General features: G+C 71.9%; 18 protein-coding genes. 8 read left to right on the plus strand and 10 right to left on the minus strand.

The annotated features are described in order from the left end of the window. Window positions 1-18: 18 nt before the first annotated feature. Window positions 19-1242 carry an NAD(P)/FAD-dependent oxidoreductase gene (locus OP86_RS25600; RefSeq protein ID WP_030058503.1) on the minus strand — a complete coding sequence of 408 codons (1224 nt, stop codon included), beginning with the start codon at window positions 1240-1242 and terminating at the stop codon, window positions 19-21. Continuing rightward, window positions 1239-3374, minus strand: a complete 2136-nt coding sequence (locus OP86_RS25605; RefSeq protein ID WP_051830618.1) for a molybdopterin oxidoreductase family protein — start codon at window positions 3372-3374, stop codon at window positions 1239-1241. The genes OP86_RS25600 and OP86_RS25605 overlap by 4 nt, the downstream gene beginning before the upstream one ends. Window positions 3375-3566: 192 nt before the next feature. Here OP86_RS25605 and OP86_RS25610 point away from each other — a divergent pair, with 192 nt between their 5' ends. The 3 genes from OP86_RS25610 (at window position 3567) to OP86_RS33950 (ending at window position 5975) form a co-directional block, all read left to right on the plus strand. Next, entirely contained in the window at window positions 3567-4691 is a 1125-nt protein-coding gene (locus tag OP86_RS25610) for a uroporphyrinogen-III synthase (protein ID WP_030058502.1), read from the plus strand. Beyond that, the gene (locus OP86_RS25615) at window positions 4691-5386 is read left to right on the plus strand and encodes a sirohydrochlorin chelatase (RefSeq protein ID WP_051830610.1); all 696 of its coding nucleotides are present in this window, start codon (window positions 4691-4693) and stop codon (window positions 5384-5386) included. Before OP86_RS25610 ends, OP86_RS25615 begins: the two co-directional genes overlap by 1 nt. 175 nt (window positions 5387-5561) lie before the next feature. Further along, window positions 5562-5975, plus strand: a complete 414-nt coding sequence (locus OP86_RS33950) for a peptidase inhibitor family I36 protein (protein WP_051830612.1) — start codon at window positions 5562-5564, stop codon at window positions 5973-5975. A gap of 119 nt (window positions 5976-6094) precedes the next feature. Here OP86_RS33950 and OP86_RS25625 read toward each other — a convergent pair whose 3' ends face one another. From OP86_RS25625 to OP86_RS25630, 3 genes are all read right to left on the minus strand, one after another. Further along, window positions 6095-7231: a hypothetical protein gene (locus OP86_RS25625; RefSeq protein ID WP_030058499.1), complete on the minus strand. Its 1137-nt coding sequence runs from the start codon at window positions 7229-7231 to the stop codon at window positions 6095-6097. A 9-nt stretch (window positions 7232-7240) separates the two neighbouring features. After that, window positions 7241-7390: a hypothetical protein gene (locus OP86_RS36885; protein WP_157849835.1), complete on the minus strand. Its 150-nt coding sequence runs from the start codon at window positions 7388-7390 to the stop codon at window positions 7241-7243. A gap of 294 nt (window positions 7391-7684) precedes the next feature. Further along, on the minus strand, window positions 7685-8587 hold the full coding sequence (locus tag OP86_RS25630) for a phosphotransferase (RefSeq protein WP_030058498.1): 903 nt from the start codon (window positions 8585-8587) through the stop codon (window positions 7685-7687). 244 nt (window positions 8588-8831) lie between these two features. Here OP86_RS25630 and OP86_RS25635 point away from each other — a divergent pair, with 244 nt between their 5' ends. Further along, complete coding sequence (locus OP86_RS25635) at window positions 8832-9605, plus strand: hypothetical protein (RefSeq protein WP_030058497.1); 774 nt, start codon at window positions 8832-8834, stop codon at window positions 9603-9605. Beyond that, window positions 9592-10059, plus strand: coding sequence for an NUDIX hydrolase (locus OP86_RS25640; RefSeq protein WP_030058496.1), 468 nt, complete (start codon window positions 9592-9594; stop codon window positions 10057-10059). Before OP86_RS25635 ends, OP86_RS25640 begins: the two co-directional genes overlap by 14 nt. On the opposite strand, the gene OP86_RS25645 is transcribed toward OP86_RS25640, so the two are convergent. From OP86_RS25645 to OP86_RS25655, 3 genes are read right to left on the minus strand one after another with little or no spacing between them, the layout of a single operon-like run. Beyond that, complete coding sequence (locus tag OP86_RS25645; protein WP_030058495.1) at window positions 10041-10610, minus strand: HD domain-containing protein; 570 nt, start codon at window positions 10608-10610, stop codon at window positions 10041-10043. The two genes, OP86_RS25640 and OP86_RS25645, sit on opposite strands and share 19 nt — an antisense overlap. A gap of 39 nt (window positions 10611-10649) precedes the next feature. Continuing rightward, window positions 10650-10847: a DUF397 domain-containing protein gene (locus tag OP86_RS25650; protein WP_030058494.1), complete on the minus strand. Its 198-nt coding sequence runs from the start codon at window positions 10845-10847 to the stop codon at window positions 10650-10652. 13 nt (window positions 10848-10860) lie between these two features. After that, window positions 10861-11712: a helix-turn-helix domain-containing protein gene (locus OP86_RS25655; protein ID WP_030058493.1), complete on the minus strand. Its 852-nt coding sequence runs from the start codon at window positions 11710-11712 to the stop codon at window positions 10861-10863. A 24-nt stretch (window positions 11713-11736) separates the two neighbouring features. On the opposite strand from OP86_RS25655, the gene OP86_RS25660 reads away from it, so the two are divergent. After that, window positions 11737-12111 (plus strand): hypothetical protein, encoded by a 375-nt coding sequence (locus OP86_RS25660; RefSeq protein ID WP_234435078.1) that lies wholly within the window; start codon window positions 11737-11739, stop codon window positions 12109-12111. Window positions 12112-12351: 240 nt separating this feature from the next. Then, window positions 12352-12798 carry a hypothetical protein gene (locus tag OP86_RS25665; protein ID WP_157849836.1) on the plus strand — a complete coding sequence of 149 codons (447 nt, stop codon included), beginning with the start codon at window positions 12352-12354 and terminating at the stop codon, window positions 12796-12798. 47 nt (window positions 12799-12845) lie between these two features. Here OP86_RS25665 and OP86_RS25670 read toward each other — a convergent pair whose 3' ends face one another. Together OP86_RS25670 and OP86_RS25675 are read right to left on the minus strand one after the other, a co-directional pair. Then, window positions 12846-13781: a hypothetical protein gene (locus OP86_RS25670; RefSeq protein WP_078589402.1), complete on the minus strand. Its 936-nt coding sequence runs from the start codon at window positions 13779-13781 to the stop codon at window positions 12846-12848. Window positions 13782-14019: 238 nt separating this feature from the next. Then, the gene (locus tag OP86_RS25675; RefSeq protein ID WP_157849837.1) at window positions 14020-15657 is read right to left on the minus strand and encodes a purple acid phosphatase family protein; all 1638 of its coding nucleotides are present in this window, start codon (window positions 15655-15657) and stop codon (window positions 14020-14022) included. Window positions 15658-15936: 279 nt separating this feature from the next. Here OP86_RS25675 and OP86_RS38880 point away from each other — a divergent pair, with 279 nt between their 5' ends. Further along, window positions 15937-16611 (plus strand): LysM peptidoglycan-binding domain-containing protein, encoded by a 675-nt coding sequence (locus tag OP86_RS38880; protein ID WP_030058487.1) that lies wholly within the window; start codon window positions 15937-15939, stop codon window positions 16609-16611. The last annotated feature ends 80 nt before the right edge of the window (window positions 16612-16691 follow it).

Raw genomic sequence — 16691 nt, forward strand, 5'->3', positions numbered from 1 at the left:
TACTGCGGTGGTCAGTGGTCAACGCGCTACTCCAGTCATGGCGGTTCCTCCGGTGAGCAGGTGCAGGGGGTGGCCGGCGAGTGCGCCGTCGTCGGCGAAGGCGCCGGCCAGCGCGTCCACGGTGGCCAGGTCGCCGAGCAGGATGGCGCCGACCAGGCGGTCGCCGCGCAGGACGAGCTTCTTGTAGCTGCCGCGGGTGGCGTCGGTGAGCCGCAGCACGTCGAGGCCCGGGTCGAGGGTCTCGTCCACGGTGCCGAAGGCCGCGTACTCCAGGCCGCCGGTGCTGAGCCGGGCGCGCGGGCGGGTGCCGGGGTAGCGGGCGTCCGGCTCGGCGCCGGAGAGCCGGCGGGCGAGCACGTCGGCTTGCTCCCAGGCGGGCCCGGCCAGTCCGTGGACGGTGCCGCGGTGTTCGGCGCAGTCCCCGACGGCGTACACGTGCGGGGCGACGGACAGGCCGTCGTCCACCAGCACGCCGGTGGCGACGGGCAGTCCGGCGGCGTGTGCGAGCGCGGTGCGCGGGCGGGTGCCGCAGGCCAGCACGACCAGGTCGCAGTCGAGCCGGTAGCCGTTGGCGAGTTCGACGGCGCCGACCTTCTCGCCGCCGTGTACGGCCCGGGCCCGGTTGCCGGTGTAGCAGTCGACGCCGAGCGTCCGCAGCCGCTCCCGCAGCACCTCCGCCGCCTCGGCATCGAGTTGACGCTCGATCAGGTACGGTGCCTGGTGGATGATTTCGGTGCGGACGCCGAGCGCGGCCAGCGCCCGGGCCGCGCTCACCCCGAGCACCCCGCCGCCGATCACCACGGCCCGCCGGGCGCCGACGGCGTCCTCGGCGAGGCGGGCGCAGTCCTCCAGGGTGCGCAGCGTGTGGACGCCTTCGGCCAGGCCGTACCCGTCGGTGCGGCGCAGTCCGCGCACGGGCGGCAGCACCGGGTTGGCGCCGGTGGCCAGCACCAGTTCGTCCCACTCCTCGACGGTGCCGTCCGCGAGCCGCAGCGTCCGGGCGGCCGGATCGAGTGCGACGACCTCACAGCCAGGCCGGGCCGTCGCCCCGCCGAGCGGCAGCGCGATCGACTCCGCGTCGTAGCGCCCGGTCAGCACCTCGGCGAGCAGAACCCGGTTGTACGGGGCGCGCGGCTCGGCGCCGTACACGGTGACGGTGCCGGGCCCGCCGAGCGCGCCGTACCGTTCGGCGAAGCGGGCGGCCGCCATGCCGCCGCCGACCACGGCGATCCTCGGGGTCATGGCGTGGCCTCCTTCTGGGCGGGTTCGACCCGCACCGCGCAGAGCTTGAACTCCGGCATCCGCGACACCGGGTCGAGCGCCGGATTGGTGAGGCTGTTGGCCCGGCCGGCGCCCGCCCAGTGGAAGGGCATGAACACGGTGTCCGGCCGGATGGCGTCGGTGATCCGCGCCGGGGCGACGGCCCGGCCGCGCCGGCTGGTGACCGCGACCGGCTCGCCGTCGGCGATCCCGAGCCGCTCGGCGAGCCGGGGGTGCATCTCGACGTACGGGCCGGGCGCGGCCGCGTTGAGCTCGGCGACCCGGCGGGTCTGGGCGCCGCTCTGGTACTGGGAGAGCACCCGGCCGGTGGTCAGGTACAGGGGGTAGGCGGCGTCCGGCTCCTCGTCGGCCGGGCGGTGGGTGACGGCGGCGAAGCGGGCCCGGCCGTCCGGGGTGGCGAAGCGGTCCAGGAACAGCCGCCGGGTGCCCGGGTGGTCCTCGGCCGGGCAGGGCCAGAACACCCCGTCCTCGGCGGCGATCCGGGCGTAGCTGATGCCCGCGTAGTCGGCGTCGCCGCCGGCCGAGGCGCGGCGCAGCTCGTCGAAGGCCTGCTCGGCCTCGACCGGGAAGCCGTCGGCCGGGAAGCCCTCCGGCACTCCGAGCCGGGCGGCCAGCTCGCGCAGCACCCACAGTTCGCTGCGGACGCCCTCCGGCGGGTCGAGGGCCCGGCGGCGCAGGATCACCCGGCCCTCCAGGTTGGTGGTGGTGCCGTCCTCCTCCGCCCACTGGGTGACGGGCAGGACGACGTCCGCGAGCCGGGCGGTCTCGGAGAGCACCAGGTCGGCGACGACCAGCAGGTCCAGCGAGCGCAGCCGCTCGGTGACGTGCCCGGCGTTGGGCGCGGACACCGCCGGGTTGGAGCCGGCCAGCAGCAGCGCCTTCACCCCGCCCGGTTCGCCGAGGCCGTCCAACAGCTCGTAGGCCGATTTGCCCGGGCCGGGGATCGTCGCGGGGTCGACGCCCCAGACGGCGGCGACGTGTTCCCGCGCCGCCGGGTCCTCGATCGAGCGGTAGCCGGGCAGTTGGTCGGCCTTCTGGCCGTGCTCGCGCCCGCCCTGGCCGTTGCCCTGGCCGGTCAGGCAGCCGTAACCGCTGTACGGGCGGCCGGCCTTGCCGGTGGCCAGGCAGAGGTCGATCCAGGCGCCGACGGTGTCGGTGCCCTTGCTGTGCTGCTCGGGGCCGCGCGCGGTGAGCACCATGCCGGTCTCCGCCTCGCCGAACAGCCGTGCGGCCTCGCGGAGTCGGTGCACGGGGACGCCGGTGATCCGCTCCACCCGGTCCGGCCAGTGCGCCATCGCCGAGGCGCGGGCCTGCTCGAAGCCGGTGGTCCGCCGGGCGACGAACTCCTCGTCCACCAGGCCGTCCGCGACCACCAGGTGGAGCAGGCCGAGGGCCAGCGCCAGGTCCCCGCCGGGGCGGGGCTGCAGGTGCAGGTCGGCCAGTTCGGCGGTGCGGGTGCGGCGCGGGTCGACCACGATCAACGTGCCGCCGGTCTCCCGCAGTTCGCGGAAGTAGCGGACGGCCGGCGGCATCGTCTCGGCCGGGTTGGCGCCGACCAGCACCAGGCAGCCGGTGTGCGGGATGTCCTCCAGCGGGAACGGCAGCCCGCGGTCCAGCCCGAAGGCCCGGCGGTGCGCGGCGGCGGCCGAGGACATGCAGAACCGGCCGTTGTAGTCGATGTTGGCGGTGCCCAGCACCACCCGGGCGAACTTGCCCAGCAGGTACGCCTTCTCATTGGTCAGCCCGCCGCCGCCGAACACGCCCACCGCGTCCGGCCCGTGCTCGGCCCGCACCCGGGCCAGCCCGGCGGCGACCCGGTCCAGCGCCTCCGGCCACCCGGCCGAGCGCAGCGGCCCGCCCGGGTGGTCGCGCAGCAGCGGGCCGGTCAGCCGGACGTCCCGGGCCAGCAGCGCGGGCGCCGAGCGGCCCTTGCCGCAGAGAGCGCCCCGGTTCACCGGGAAGTCCGGGCGCTCCAGCACCTCGACCGGGGCGTCCGCCGTGGGGCCGCCCAGCCGCATGCCGCACTGCAGCGAGCAGTACGGGCAGTGCGTGTCGGTGGCCGCGGCGAGGGCGGCGGTGCTGGTCAACGTCATGCCGAGAAAGGTGGCGGCCCGCTGTTTCGCGACCGGGTCACCGATGTTGCGGGCGCGGTACGCCTCGCTCACGGCACTTCGGCACCGGGGTGCACGGCCGGACATCTGCCGTAACCGGAACGGCACTTTCGCTTACCGGCAGGTGACGGCCGGGCAATGCCCCCGTAACAGGAGCGCCGCAGGCTGACCGCCATGGCAACCCTCCCCCAGCCCGGACCGCTCACCGGCTTCACCGTCGGGGTCACCGCCGCGCGCCGCCGCGAGGAGCTCACCGCCCTGCTCGCCCGGCGCGGCGCCCAGGTGGTCGAGGCACCGGTGCTGCGCATCCTGCCGCTCGCCGACGACCTCGCCCTGCGCGAGGCCACCGACCGCTGCCTGGCGGCCCCGCTCGACTACGTGGTGGCCACCACCGGCGTCGGCTGGCGCGGCTGGATGAGCGCGGCCGAAGGCTGGGACCGCGGCGCCGCCCTCGCCGAGGTCTGCCGGGGCGCGGTGGTCCTCAGCCGGGGCCCCAAGGCCACCGGCGCGGTCCGGGCCAGCGGGCTGAACGAGGGCTACTCCCCCGGCACCGAGGCCACCGACGAACTGCTCACCTGGTTGCTCGCCCGCCCGCTCGCCGGGCGCCGGATCGCCGTCCAGGAACACGGGGTCCGCCTGGACGCCTTCGCCGCCGCGCTGCGCGAACGCGGCGCAGAGGTGATCTCCGTCCCGGTCTACCGCTGGGCGCCCCCGGAGGACCCGGGCGCGGTCCGCAGACTCCTCGACCAGACCGTCCGCCGCCAGGTGCACGCCCTCACCTTCACCAGCGCGCCCGCGATCACCGCACTGCTCACCGCCGCCGAGGCCGAGGGCCTGTACGAGGCGCTGCTGGACGCTCTGCGTTCCGATGTTCTGCCCGTGTGCGTGGGGAGTCTGTGCGCCCGGCCGCTCACCGAGCTCGGCCTGCCCGCCGTCCACCCCGAACGCGGCCGACTCGGCTCGCTCGTCCGGCTGCTCGCGGACACCCTGCCGGGCCGCTCCCGGCGTGAAGTCCCGCTCGCCGGGCAGGTGTTGACCCTCCAGGGGAACGCCGCACTGGTCGACGGCGAGAGCCACTGGCTCAGCCCGCGCGGCGCCGCCGTCCTGCGCGCCCTCGCCGAACGCCCCGGCCGGGTGCTCAGCCGGGCCGAACTCCTGCGCGCCGCCTGGCCGGACGCCGCCACCGCCGACGAACACGCGGTCGAGGCGGCCGTCGGCCGGCTGCGCGCCGCCCTCGGGCCGCACGCGACCCTGATCCGCACTGTCCCCAAGCGGGGCTACCGGCTGGCGGCGGGCTGATGTTGCTCGCCGTCGCACACGGCAGCCGCGACCCCGCGGCGGTCACCGCAACCCGTGCTCTGCTCCGCCTCGTTCGCTCCATCCGCCCCGAACTGCCCGTCCGCTGCTGCTTCCTGGACCTCGCTCGCCCATCTATCCACGAGTCCCTAACCCAACTCGCTGACCGGCGCCCGGTCCTGGTCCCCCTCCTCCTCGGCACCGGCTACCACGTACGCGTCGACCTCCCCGCCGCCCTCGCAGAAGCCGGCCCCCCGCACGCCCACCTCGCCCCCGCCCTCGGCCCGCACCCCCTGCTCGCCGAAGCCCTCGTCGACCGCCTGACCGAGAGCGGCGCCCCGGCGGACGCCCCCGTGGTCCTCGCCGGCGCCGGCTCCTCCGACCCCACCGCCCTCGCCGACACCGAGCGCATGGCCCACCTCCTCGCCACCCGCCTCGGCCGCCCGGTCACCCCCGCCCACCTCTCCGCAGCCACCCCCACCCCGCAGCAGGCCGTCGCCGCCCTCCACACCGCCGGCCACCCCGCGGTCGCCCTCGCCACCTACCTCCTCTCCCCCGGCTTCTTCGCCCGCCGCGCCGCCGCCACCGAGGCGACCTGGACCAGCACCCCACTCGCCGCCCACCCGGCCGTCGCCCGCCTGATCCTCCACCGCTACGACGAGGCGCGCGCGGCGATGCCCCTGCGATCGGCCGCCTGAGCCCGTGGAACCGGGACCGCCACCTCCGGATGTGTCCACAAGCGGAACCGTGCGAAACCATGGCGCCAACGGGGCTGCCGTGCCAGCCTGTTCGAGGCCTCGAACGGGCACCGGTCGGCAACCGACCGCACCCACCCGGCCTTCCTGCACTGTCGACTTGGGACGGGAGTACGGAATGCGCATCACGATCAAACCGCGCGCGGCCAGGCTCGCAGCGGTGGCGGCACTGACGGCCGGCGCGGTGGCCATGGCCACCGGGAGCGCCTTCGCCGCAGGTCCGGGCGGGGCGGAGACATGCCCCAGCGGCAGCGTCTGCCTGTACTACAACTCGCCGGGAGTAGGCTGGGGTTCGTTCGAGAACTGGTCGCCGGGCCAGAACGTCGACCTGCACAACTTCACCTTCGCCCACTGGGCGAACGGCTCCGGCTACGGTCAGACCGTCTACCAGAACGCGGCTTCGATCGTCAACAACACCGACCACACGGTGTGGGTCAGCAAGGTGAGCGACGGCCTCTGGCTGTCCTACCCGTCCGGGTACGCGGGATCGCTCAACGGCGCGGCGAACAACGACGCCCGCCTGTACTCCTGATATACCGTCACATCCGCAGGGCCCCCACACCGAGCGCGGGGGCCCTTCGGGGTTTCGCGAACCGCCGCCCGCCCACGCCGTCCGCGTGATTGCCGCGCGAGGCGGCGGGCGACACCGCCTCAGGTCCAACCGATCACGCCTGCTGACGCGGCACGGGCACCCATCACGTTTGCCAGCGCCGTCCGGTCCGTGACCCAATCCATGTCACCGCTCCCGACCGAGCGCCGTACGGCCTCGATGACGTGGTCGTCGACCGCAGCGGGCTTGGCCAGGTGGGCCCGCAGGTAGTACTTGAAAATCGCGGACAGCTGGTCCGGCCTGGTCCCGCTCTTCGCCCTCAGGGCGAAGAGCGGGAGAAACCACTGCTCGAAGCCGTCCCTGATCGCCTGGGTGGTTCCGTACATCTCGTGAAGCGGCTGGAGGCTTGCCACGTGGTCGTACGGGAGGTGGCCGTGCAGCGCGTACTGAAGCCGGGTGCCGCCGTGCTCACGGAAGTGCTGGCCGTGGGCGGCAATGTGGTTGGCGGCGTTCTCGGTGATGGTCATGACCGCCGTGTCCGCCTCGTGGCGTCGGGCTGCGGCGAGGACAGTGGCGTGAATCCCGACACGCGGGTCGAGGACGAGGCCGTTGAGCGCGAGAGGCGAAAGGTCGATTCCGTGGTCGCGGGTTCGGGAGAGTATCAGGCGTCCTGCGACGTTGCCGGCGGTGTGCTGGAGGTGCTTGGGCTGCTGGCGGTGACTGGCGTGGATGTCCGAGCGGTCGAGGACGGGGCGGTCCCTGGCGAGTTCGGCGACGAGGTGGAGGCCGGTGCGGTTCCGGGTGTCGGTGCTGCCGCAGGCCTTGCAGGGGTGGCCGCCGGCGCCGGTCATGTGACCGCAGGACCGGCACGTGGGGACGGTCTCGCGGCTGACGGTCAGGGTGCCGGCGCGGAGGTTGTTCTCGACCATCTCCAGGACGAGGGCGACGACCTCCGCGTCGGTGTCGGTCATGACGCCGCCGGCTGGGGACTCGCCGGGGCCGTACTTGCCTTCGATCAGGTCGGCTTCGAACCTCTGGCGGGGGATCTTCGGTCTAGCGGCCTCGCGGTGGCGGAGGTCTCCGGCGAGGGTGACGGTGTTCCACAGGTGGGGTGCAGGCGGCAGGCCGAGAATGGCGTTGAGGGCGGCGGCGAGGCGAATGCCGACGGCCTTGCCGGGACGGGTGTCGAAGGTGAACGGCCCGTTCTGGACTGGGCCATTGAGGAACAGGTGTCGCACGGGCTCCTCCTAGATCGGCGGGGTGGTGGTTCCCGTCCGGGTGAACCGGCCGTGATGCAGGTCGTAGTGGAGGATCGCGGCGTTGGGCATCTTGTCCTTCCGCTCCTCGACCAGGATCTCGGGCAGGGCACGGCGTTCGAGGAGGGACCTGAGTGCCACCGTGGTGGTCTGGTGGGTGAAGGCGACGACGGCGCGGGATTCCTGGAGTTCGGCCTGGGCAAGGGCGGCGAACTCGGCGGCGCGGTTGAGTACGCCCTCCGCGAGTGACTCGCCTCCGCCCGGCGCGGTCCAGATGTGCTTCCGCAGGCGGCGGTCCTCGGCGAGCTCGGGGTAGCTGTCGTAGAGCTCGCGCTTGGTCAGTAGTGGCTGCCGGGGTGGCTGTCGCCGATGACCTTGAAGACGATGCCGTGGTGGTCCATCAGGTAGTCGCGGTCGCGGACCGTGGGCAGCGGCCTACCAGTGTTCAGCGGCGAACCGTCCCAGAGTGGGGAAGGCGCCGGTGTCGATCGTGCCGGACGACTCATACTGATCGAGTCCCATCGTGAAGAGGGCGCGGCGGTACTGCCACTTGATGTGCTTGTCGTGCCGTGCGGGGTCGGTGGGCCGCATGAGGGCGAGGAAGAAGAAGCACTTGACGAGAAGGAAGTCGCCCAGGTGCTCGCTCACCCGCTGCCCGATCAGGGACGCGGTGGTCTCGTCGAGTGCAGTGACGTAGGCGGCCCGCTGTTCCGGGATGATGCTGTAGCCCTTGCCGCCGCCCTTGAAGGCCACGATGTCGAGCGCGGGGTATACGTCGTAGCCGAGCGGGATCGGTCCGTGGTGCTGCCAGTCGATGACCCCGGCCCGCAGGACGTTGGGCAGACCGTAGTCCAGGTGCCCGCGCACCAAAGGAAGTTGAGCCAGCCGGTCGACGGCGTGCTTGACCGCCACACGAACCCGAGGGCTGTCGAAATCCGGGTTCTCTTTGAAGACCTCGGCTGCGAAGGCCGCTTTCTCGAACCACGGCATCGCGGGCAGGGGGTGCCTCGCCTGAGCCTGTAGGATCTTCGATGCGACGGCGGCCGCCTTACTGATCACCTGATCGCCGACCTGCCCGTCCCGCCTGGTGTCGCACAACGCCTCGTCGTGCAGCGAGGTGTCGCCGATGGCGCGCTCGATGACGAAGTAGGTTCCGCCCTCGGATCCGCTGTCGACGATCTCCGGGACGGGGTAGCCGAGGCCGGCGACCAGTTGCTGGAACTCGGCCTCCACCCGCAGGTCCTCGCCGCCGGTCCGCTTGTAGAGCAGGCCATCAACCGACCTCCACACCGCGCCCTCAGCAGCGGTTCTGTCCTTCACGAACTCCCAGTCACTCATCCATCAATCCTTCCGTAGCGTCGAGTTGGAACCGATCGTGACGCAGAGCACGAGGACCGCGTTACCGCGTCCGTGGACGACTCAGGAACGTCCTGGGACGTTTTCCAGCAAGGGCGAGAAGACCGGCCGTGTCCGACAGGTCCGGTAGGCAGCAACTCGCCAGCGCACGAACATTGTCGATCCGTCAGCTCAAGGACCGGCACGTCCTTGCACAGTCACGGCCCGCTCAGCTTGTATTGCCTCCGTGAACGCGCGACTTCGCTCCGTGCTCGCCCAGCGAGCGGTAGAGCCCGAGGCACTCGCTGAAGCCTGCGAAGTGGACCCGAAGACCGTTGGCCGCTGGCTCGGTGGGCGCGTACCCCACCCGAGGCACCGTGTCCGCGCCGCCCGGTTCCTCTGCGTCGAGGAGGCCTTCCTCTGGCCGGACCTGCAACCCCGTACAGGCCGACGTACCTCCGGTATGGGCGGCGAGCTCGTCGGCACCTATCAGAACCGGGCCGGGGTGCCCCGTGAGACCTGGTTGACCCTGCTCCAGGAGGCCCGGCAACAGATCGACGTGCTCGTCTTCTCCGGGACGTTCTTCGCGCAGTCCAACCCGCGGGTAGCCGAGATGCTCGCCGAGCGGGCAGCCGACGGCGTCCGGGTCCGGCTGTGCTTCGGCGACCCGAGCGGGCAGGCTGCCGCGCTCAGAGGCCGGGAGGAGGGCATCGGTGACACCCTCGCGGCCAAGATCCGCGCCTCCCTCACCTACTACCGTCCTCTGCTCAAGAAGGAGGGCTGTGAGGTGAGGCTTCACGACACGACGCTGTACAACTCCCTCTTCCGATATGACGACAACCTGCTGGTCAACCCGCACATCTTCGGCCGGCCAGCCAGCGCCAACCCCCTGCTCCACCTCAAGCGAGTGGACACCGTCGGCTGGTTCGACAACTACGCTCAAAGCTTCGAAGCCGTCTGGGCCCGCGCGCGGCCGTGGACGCCCGACCAGGAGGGAACCTCCGCACATGGGCAGGACTGAGTACTACAACGACCCCGACGCCCCCAAGGCCAACACCCTCATCCCCGCCAGCAACCTGCTCGTCGTCGACGACTCCGGCGCCATCCTGCTCCAACGCCGCCGGGACACCGGCCAGTGGGCGCTACCCGGCGGGGCCCAGGACATCGGCGAGACCGCTGCCGAGTGTGCGGTGCGCGAGTGCTTGGAGGAGACCGGCATCCAGGCCGAGATCACCGGCTTCCTCGGCGTCTACACCAACCCCAACCACATCGTCGCCTACACCGACGGTGAGATCCGCCAGCAGTACGAGAACACCTACGTCGGCCGCCCCGTCGGCGGTGAGCCCACCATCAACGACGAGGCGGACGGCGTCCGCTTCGTCCGGCCCGCCGACCTCGACCAGTACGACATCCACCCCAGCATGCGCCAGCAGATCGGCGACTACCTCGCCGGCACCTACCCCCACCTCGGCTGATCCGCCAACGCCGCCTCCACTCGCGCGACAGCCGCGGAGATCTCCGGCGATGCCCGGCGGATGAACCTCCCCACCACGCTCCCTGCCCCGTAGCGGCCCAGGATCTCCGCCACGCGTGCCTCGGCCGTGGTCAGGCCGCCGTCGGGCGTCGTCGTCATGTCGCACCACACCAGGGCGTCGACCACCCGTCGGTCCTCCAGCAGCGGGAACTCGGCTTCCAGGACTTCCCGGAGACCGCGCTCCTCGGCTTCGAGCAGCGCGAACGAGTGGTTCGCGACCAGCCGCGTGAGACCGTCATCAGCCTTGTGAACGTCCCGGAGGAACCGCGCGCCGTCGAGCGGATGAAACCCCGTCGCCGCCAACCTCGGCGCGTAGCCGACGTCGTGCAGCAGAGCAGCGCAGGTAAGAAGCCCGACCTGGTGGCCCAGAACTCCTTCGAGGCAGCTGGCCCGGTCCGCCACGCCTTGGGTGTGCGCCCAGCGGCTGGGCAGTGGCCCGGCAAGCTCGTTCGCCGCCACCGCTCTGGCCCATGACGTCGGCTGTTCGCTCATGCGCCGATGATTCCTGACGTCAACTCCCGGTAGCCCGAATTATGCTGTCAGGTGGTCGAACTCTCCTGCCCTGACGCCGCATATGAAGGCATGGAGCTCGTCGCGTGTGGTGGTGATGACGGTGTCAGGGTCGTCGCTCTCACGGATCTTGATGCTGCCGTCGGCAGTTGCTGAGACGTATACGCAGTTGGCGGCGTCGCCACTGAACGAGGACTTCTGCCAGTTGTGAACGGCCATACTCGGTCCTGTCTCAGATGCTCTGGGCGATGCGGCGGATGAGATCGCGGGATGCGTCGGGTTGGAGCGCACTCATCTCCAACCGATCCATCACAGCCCGATATTTGATCAACTGCGGCTCGGTGTCAATGAACTCCGACCTGTCGCCATCGACCTGGACACTGTCCAATCGTGCGACCTCGGCATTGAAGTACACAATCCCAGCGCCGGAGCTGGGGTAGCTTCCGGTACCGAACGGGATCACCCTCAGGTCGATGTGAGGTCGCTCGCTCGCGGCCAGCAGGTACTCCAGCTGTTCACGAGCGACCTTCGGACCGCCGAAGCCCATGCGCAAGGCGGCCTCGTGGACCACAGCGGACAGCGGGATCGGCTGCTTGCCATAGATCACTACCTGCCGCTTGATGCGATGGGAGACGAGATGTTCCACTTCCGGCGGCGAGAAGGGTGGCACGACATCCCGAAAGAGCGCGCGAGCGTGTTCCGGGGTCTGGAGGAGTCCAGGAATGTGAATCGCAGAAGCGATCCGCATCGACTGCGCGTGGTGTTCGAGTACGGCCAGATCGAGCGCTCCGGCTGGAAGGATCTCGCGATACTCCTCCCACCATCCCCTCGTCCGGCCGCCGGTCATGTGAGTCAGCGCTTCGATCAGGGCGTCATCCGCACAGCCATAGAGGCGCGCCAGGGTCCGCACCCGGTCCGCGCTCACCGGGTATCCCCCGGATTCGATGTTGCTGATCCGGGACTGCGGGGTGCCGTGCAGTTCCCCGGCTCGCGTGACCGACAGCCCTGCCTGCTCACGCAACCGGCGCAACTCCATACCGAGTCGCCGCTGCCGGATGCTCGGTGGAATCTTGCTGGGCGGCATCCGCTGCTCCTTCCCTCGCTCGCCGTGGTCGGCGCCGTTCACCCTTTGGAGTGGTGGTGCTATCACTTCTTCAAAGGCGGTGGTCTATATAGTACCGACTGGCTGCCCTTCGACCAGGAGCTGTGTGGGCTCGTGCTCGACATCGCGCCCCGGCTGTTCGCCGTAGTCCAGGTCAGTGACGATGGCCTCGCGGACGCCGACGGGTGGGTGGTGGCCTGGGGACTCGCCGACTGCGACGGGCCGACGCACGTGATCGGCGTCGACGGGCGGGCGCGAATGACCCTCACCTCGCCGGAGCGAGCCGTGCGCCACTTCGCCGGGCAGCCGGGGATCACCGCACGGCTGGTCTGGCTCGCGCAGCCGGGTTCCGCCGCGATGGACCGGGCCGAAGCCGCCTGACTGACGGGCCCTTTGACGAGTCGCCCCGTTCGCCTGCACCCACTCCTGTTCGCTCGTTAGCGTGAGATCCAAGACCGTACGGAACGACGAACTCCAGCGCCACCACCCAACGGGTCGGCCATAGAGTTCGTCATGGGGACGCCAGCAAGGCCAGGACCAGGAAGCTCTGACGTGACACTCGGCAGTTCCGGCGGCAGGCCGTGGAGGCGTGGGCTCCTGGGTGCCTTCCTCGTGATTTGCGTGCTGGTCACCGTGGGGTGCGTCTGGTGGGCCGTGGCCGCGTTCCTCCGGTCCGGCGATCCGCGGGAGACCGACGCCGACCACGCGGAGCGGGTGGCGGGGCTGTACCACGAACAGCATCCCGGGAAGGGCCGGTACTACGTCCCGACGGACGCCGTGCTGTCCCGGACCGCCGACGGGGTGCAGGTCGCCTACCTGTACTACGGGCTCGATGGCGGCGATGACGTCAACCTCGATGATTTCCTCACCACTTACGACCTGCCGCAGCCCGGTGCCCCCGGGCCGCTGCCGGAGGACCTTCGAGCAGCGCTGCCCGGCGACGAGCCGTCGGAGGGCGCGTTGGCGCCGGAGGGGCAGGCCGGGCGGCAGATATTCGTGGTGGAGCGGCCCTCCGACTCGTTCGCGTCGGGGGCGGCCGACGTCTACGTTCGGGCCACGGGCACGTGAAGGGGCCCGCCGCGCGGGGGTGCGCGGCGGGCCCGGGTCATCAAGCCTCAGGAGGCGGCGAGCCAGGCGGCGGGGCCGCCGACCTGGGTCCAGCTGGTGCCGCCCTGCCACTGGAAGACGCCGCTGCCGTCGGGGCTCAGGCCGTAGACGTGGCCGGCGCCGTCGATGGTGAACTCGGCGCCGGGGCCGCCGATCCGCGACCAGCCCGAGCCGTCGTAGCGCCACACGTCCCCGGTGCTGGGGTTGGTGGCGAGCAGGGTGCCGCCGCCCCCTGCGACGATGCTGCCGGCGGGGCCGCCGACCTGGGTCCAGTTGGTGCCGCCCTGCCACTGGAAGACGCCGCTGCGGTCGGGGCTCAGGCCGTAGACGCGGCCCGCGTCGTCGACGGCGAACTGGGCGCCGGGGCCGCCGATCCGCGACCAGCCCGAGCCGTCGTAGCGCCACACGTCCCCGGTGCTGGGGTTGGTGGCGATCAGGGTGTTGCCGCCGGCGGCGATGCTGCCGGCCGGACCACCGATCTGGTTCCAGTTGGTGCCGCCCATCCACACGAACACACCGCTGCCGTCCGGGCTGAGCCCGAAGACGTGGGCGGCGCCGTCCAGGGCGAACTGCTTGCCGGGCCCACCGATCCTCGACCAGCTGTTGGGGCTCCAGTTGTAGACGTAGAGGTCCCCGGTGGTCGGGTTGGTGGCGACCAGCCCGCCGCCGCCGGAGACGATGGTGGCGGCCGGGCCGCCGACCTGGGTCCAGGTGGCACCGTTCCAGTTGAAGACGCCGCCGCGGTCGGGGGAGAGCGCGAACAGGGCGGTCGAGACCATGATCTGGGCGCCCGGCCGGGCGACGGACGCGGCCGCGCTCACCGGTGCGAGGGCGACGGCGGAGGTCGTGGCGGCCGAGGCGGGGACGGCCAGCAAGGGTGCGGCGCCGAGGGCGAGCGCCAGGCCGGTGAGGAGGAGTTTGCGGGTCGTGGCACGGAGGTGCATCGCTTCCAACCTTCTGGTGGTGTGGGAGTGCGAATGGCGCGTGCTGTTGATCCGAAGGGCTGAACGGCTGATCCGGACTACCAGTGATCAGCATGAACATGCCGGGGACAATCCTGCCCGCCACCCCAGGGCCTGTCTTACGACGAACTGCGGATTGTCTGCCGCACCCGAGTGCGCTACAAGCACCCCGGACCCGCCGCGAACTGCACGGCGGGCCCGGTGAGTTGGGGACAGCGGATCAGCGCGCGGCGGCCTTCGCGCCGCGCCGGGAGTCGCTGTTCGCGTCCTCGCCCTGGTCGTCGTCGCCCCAGCCGTCGCTGCGGTCGCGGTAGAGCGTGAAGCGGTCGTACAGGACCGGCGTCGGGAGGGGGTTGGCGGCGGTGGCCGGGACGGAGTGGTAGTAGCTGACGGTGATGCTGGTGCGGCCGCCCGGCACCAGGCCCGGGTCGACGTCGAACACCGCGACGCCGTAAGGGAACTTGGTGTCCGGGTCGATGACCGCCGACCAGTGGGCCTTCTCCTTGGCGTCCGGGTCGGCCTTGAAGGTGAGCCGCTGGGTGCGGACGCTCGCCTGCCGCACGCCGTCCGGGTCGGCGGGCAGGTAGACGTCGTCGTGCCCGGCCGTACCACCGCCGCCCAGGATCAGGTGGACGGTGCCCTCCGAGGTGTCGATCTCGCGCAGGTCGTCGTCGGCGACGGCCGGGGTGAGCAGGCCGCCCGGTTCGGTGCCGCGTACGGGGTGGGTGCGCTCGTAGTCGTGGTCGTGGCCGGCCAGGACGAGGTCGACGGAGTAGCGGTCGAGCAGCGGCAGCAGCTTCTCCCGGATGCCCATGTCGCCGCCGTGGCTGGCGGCCGACGAGGACATCGCGAACTGGTGCAGGTAGACGACGATCCAGTCCACCGAGCTCCCGCCCCGAGCGCGCGACAACAGCCGCTCCAGCCAGCGCAGTTGGGCGCCCTCGCTGTAGTCGCTGATGTAGATGGAGTGCCCGGTGGCCGGGTCGATGCTGGCGTCGTCCTCGACCGCGATCTCGTTGCCGTCCAGGCTCACGAACAACACCGAACCGACCTGGAAGCCGTACCAGTTGCCGCAGTGGTCGCGGGTGCCGTTGTCGGGCAGCTCGAAGCGGGTCAGGTACGAGGCGTACCCGAGGTCCCCGCCGCCGGCCTCGACTTCGTGGTTGCCGGGCGTGGGCATCCACGGGCGGCTCGCGGCCGACTTGGACAGGTTGTTCATGAAGGCGTTCCAGGCCTGCGGCTGGAGCTGGGGGTTGTTGTTGGCGTACGCGAGGTCGCCGTTGAGCAGGTGGAACAGCGGGTTGAACTGCTCCACCTGCCGGACGGCCGCGGCGCCGTGGATCGAGGACTTCTTGAACACGTTGTCGCCCGTGCCCAGATCCCCGAAGCTGGTGAAGCGGAACGCGGCCCGGCCGCGCGCGGGGGCGGTGCGGAAGGTGCCGCGCACCGGCTGGGCGCCGTCGTGCAGCACCTCGTAGACGTACGTGGTGTCGGGCCGCAGGCCGTTCAGGCGGGCGTGGTGGGTGAAGGTCTCGACCTTGTTGAGCCCGTCCACGTAACTGCGGCTGCGCGCGCCCACCGTACGGCCGGCGCCCTCACGCGGGGTCCCGATCCGCACCCGGGGGCGGCTGACGCTCGCCGCCGTCGCCCAGGAGACGGTCATCTCGCGGGACGGCTCGTTGCCCCACTGGAGGTGGACCTGCTCCGGCCCGGGGGTACCGGCCACCGCCGGCTGGGTCCACAGCAGGGTGGAGGCGGGCAGCGCGGCGAGTGTGCCGACCGCCGTCGCCGTCCGAAGGACCGTCCTGCGCGAGGGATGTGAGGGATGCGACGGATGTGTCGAAGGGTGTGCCGCCACTGCCGCCTCCTGGGCTCCGGGAATCGCCGAGGAGGCTCCCAGCCGAAGCACACGGCCCGGCGACTTCGGATGGTGCCTGCGGCGAACGGCAGTTGAACGGCCGTGACGATCGCACGGCACGTACGGCCGGATGGCCGCGGGCCGCCGGGGTGGTCCCGGCCCGCCGTACGGGTGACCCCACGGACGTGTCGGCGGCGGGGCGCCCGGCCGGTCGTGCGTCGGTGGGAGGGCGCCGACTTCGGACGGCGCGCGCCCTGTCGCCGAACCTGAGAGCCGCCCATGCCTGCCACCGCTCGTCTCCGCCGCCTCGCCCCCGCCGCGCTCTGCGCCCTCACCGTGGCCCTCGCCGCCGCCCCCGCGGCCCACGCCGCGCCCCCGGGCCGCGCCACCGGCTCCGACCCCGGAAGGGCGGACGACGGCAGGTACGACTGGGACGGCGTGGCGGCCTGCGAGAGCAGCGGCAACTGGCGCGTCAACACCGGCAACGGCTACTACGGCGGGCTCCAGTTCGACCAGCCCACCTGGCGCGAGAACGGCGGCCTCGGCTACGCCACGCGCGCCGACCTCGCCACCCGCGAACAGCAGATCGCCGTCGCCCAGCACCTCGCCGACCACCGCGGCCTCTCCCCCTGGCCCGTCTGCGGCGCCCGCGCCACCCGCGGCCACGACCGCGACGCCGTCCTCCCGCCCCGGGCCACCGCCCCCAAACAGGCCCCCAAACAGGCCGCCGCCCCCAAACCGGCCACTGCCCCGAAACAGGCAGCCGCACCGGCTTCCGGAACCTCCGCCGAGGACGGCACCTGGACCGTCCGCGACGGCGACACCCTCACCGAGCTCGCCGAACGCCTCCGCGTCCCGGGCGGCTGGCCCGCCCTCTACGCCCTCAACCGCACCACCGTCGGCGAGGACCCGGACCTCATCCAGCCCGGCACGGTCCTGGACCTCCCCGCCTGAGCCCCTGCCTGATCCCTCGCCTCACCCTCCCCCTTATACACATCTGACGCTGCCGACGAGCGATCTCGTGTAGATCTCGG

It is taken from the genome of Streptomyces novaecaesareae (genome assembly GCF_000716875.1).
GTDB classification, from domain to species: domain Bacteria; phylum Actinomycetota; class Actinomycetes; order Streptomycetales; family Streptomycetaceae; genus Kitasatospora; species Kitasatospora novaecaesareae.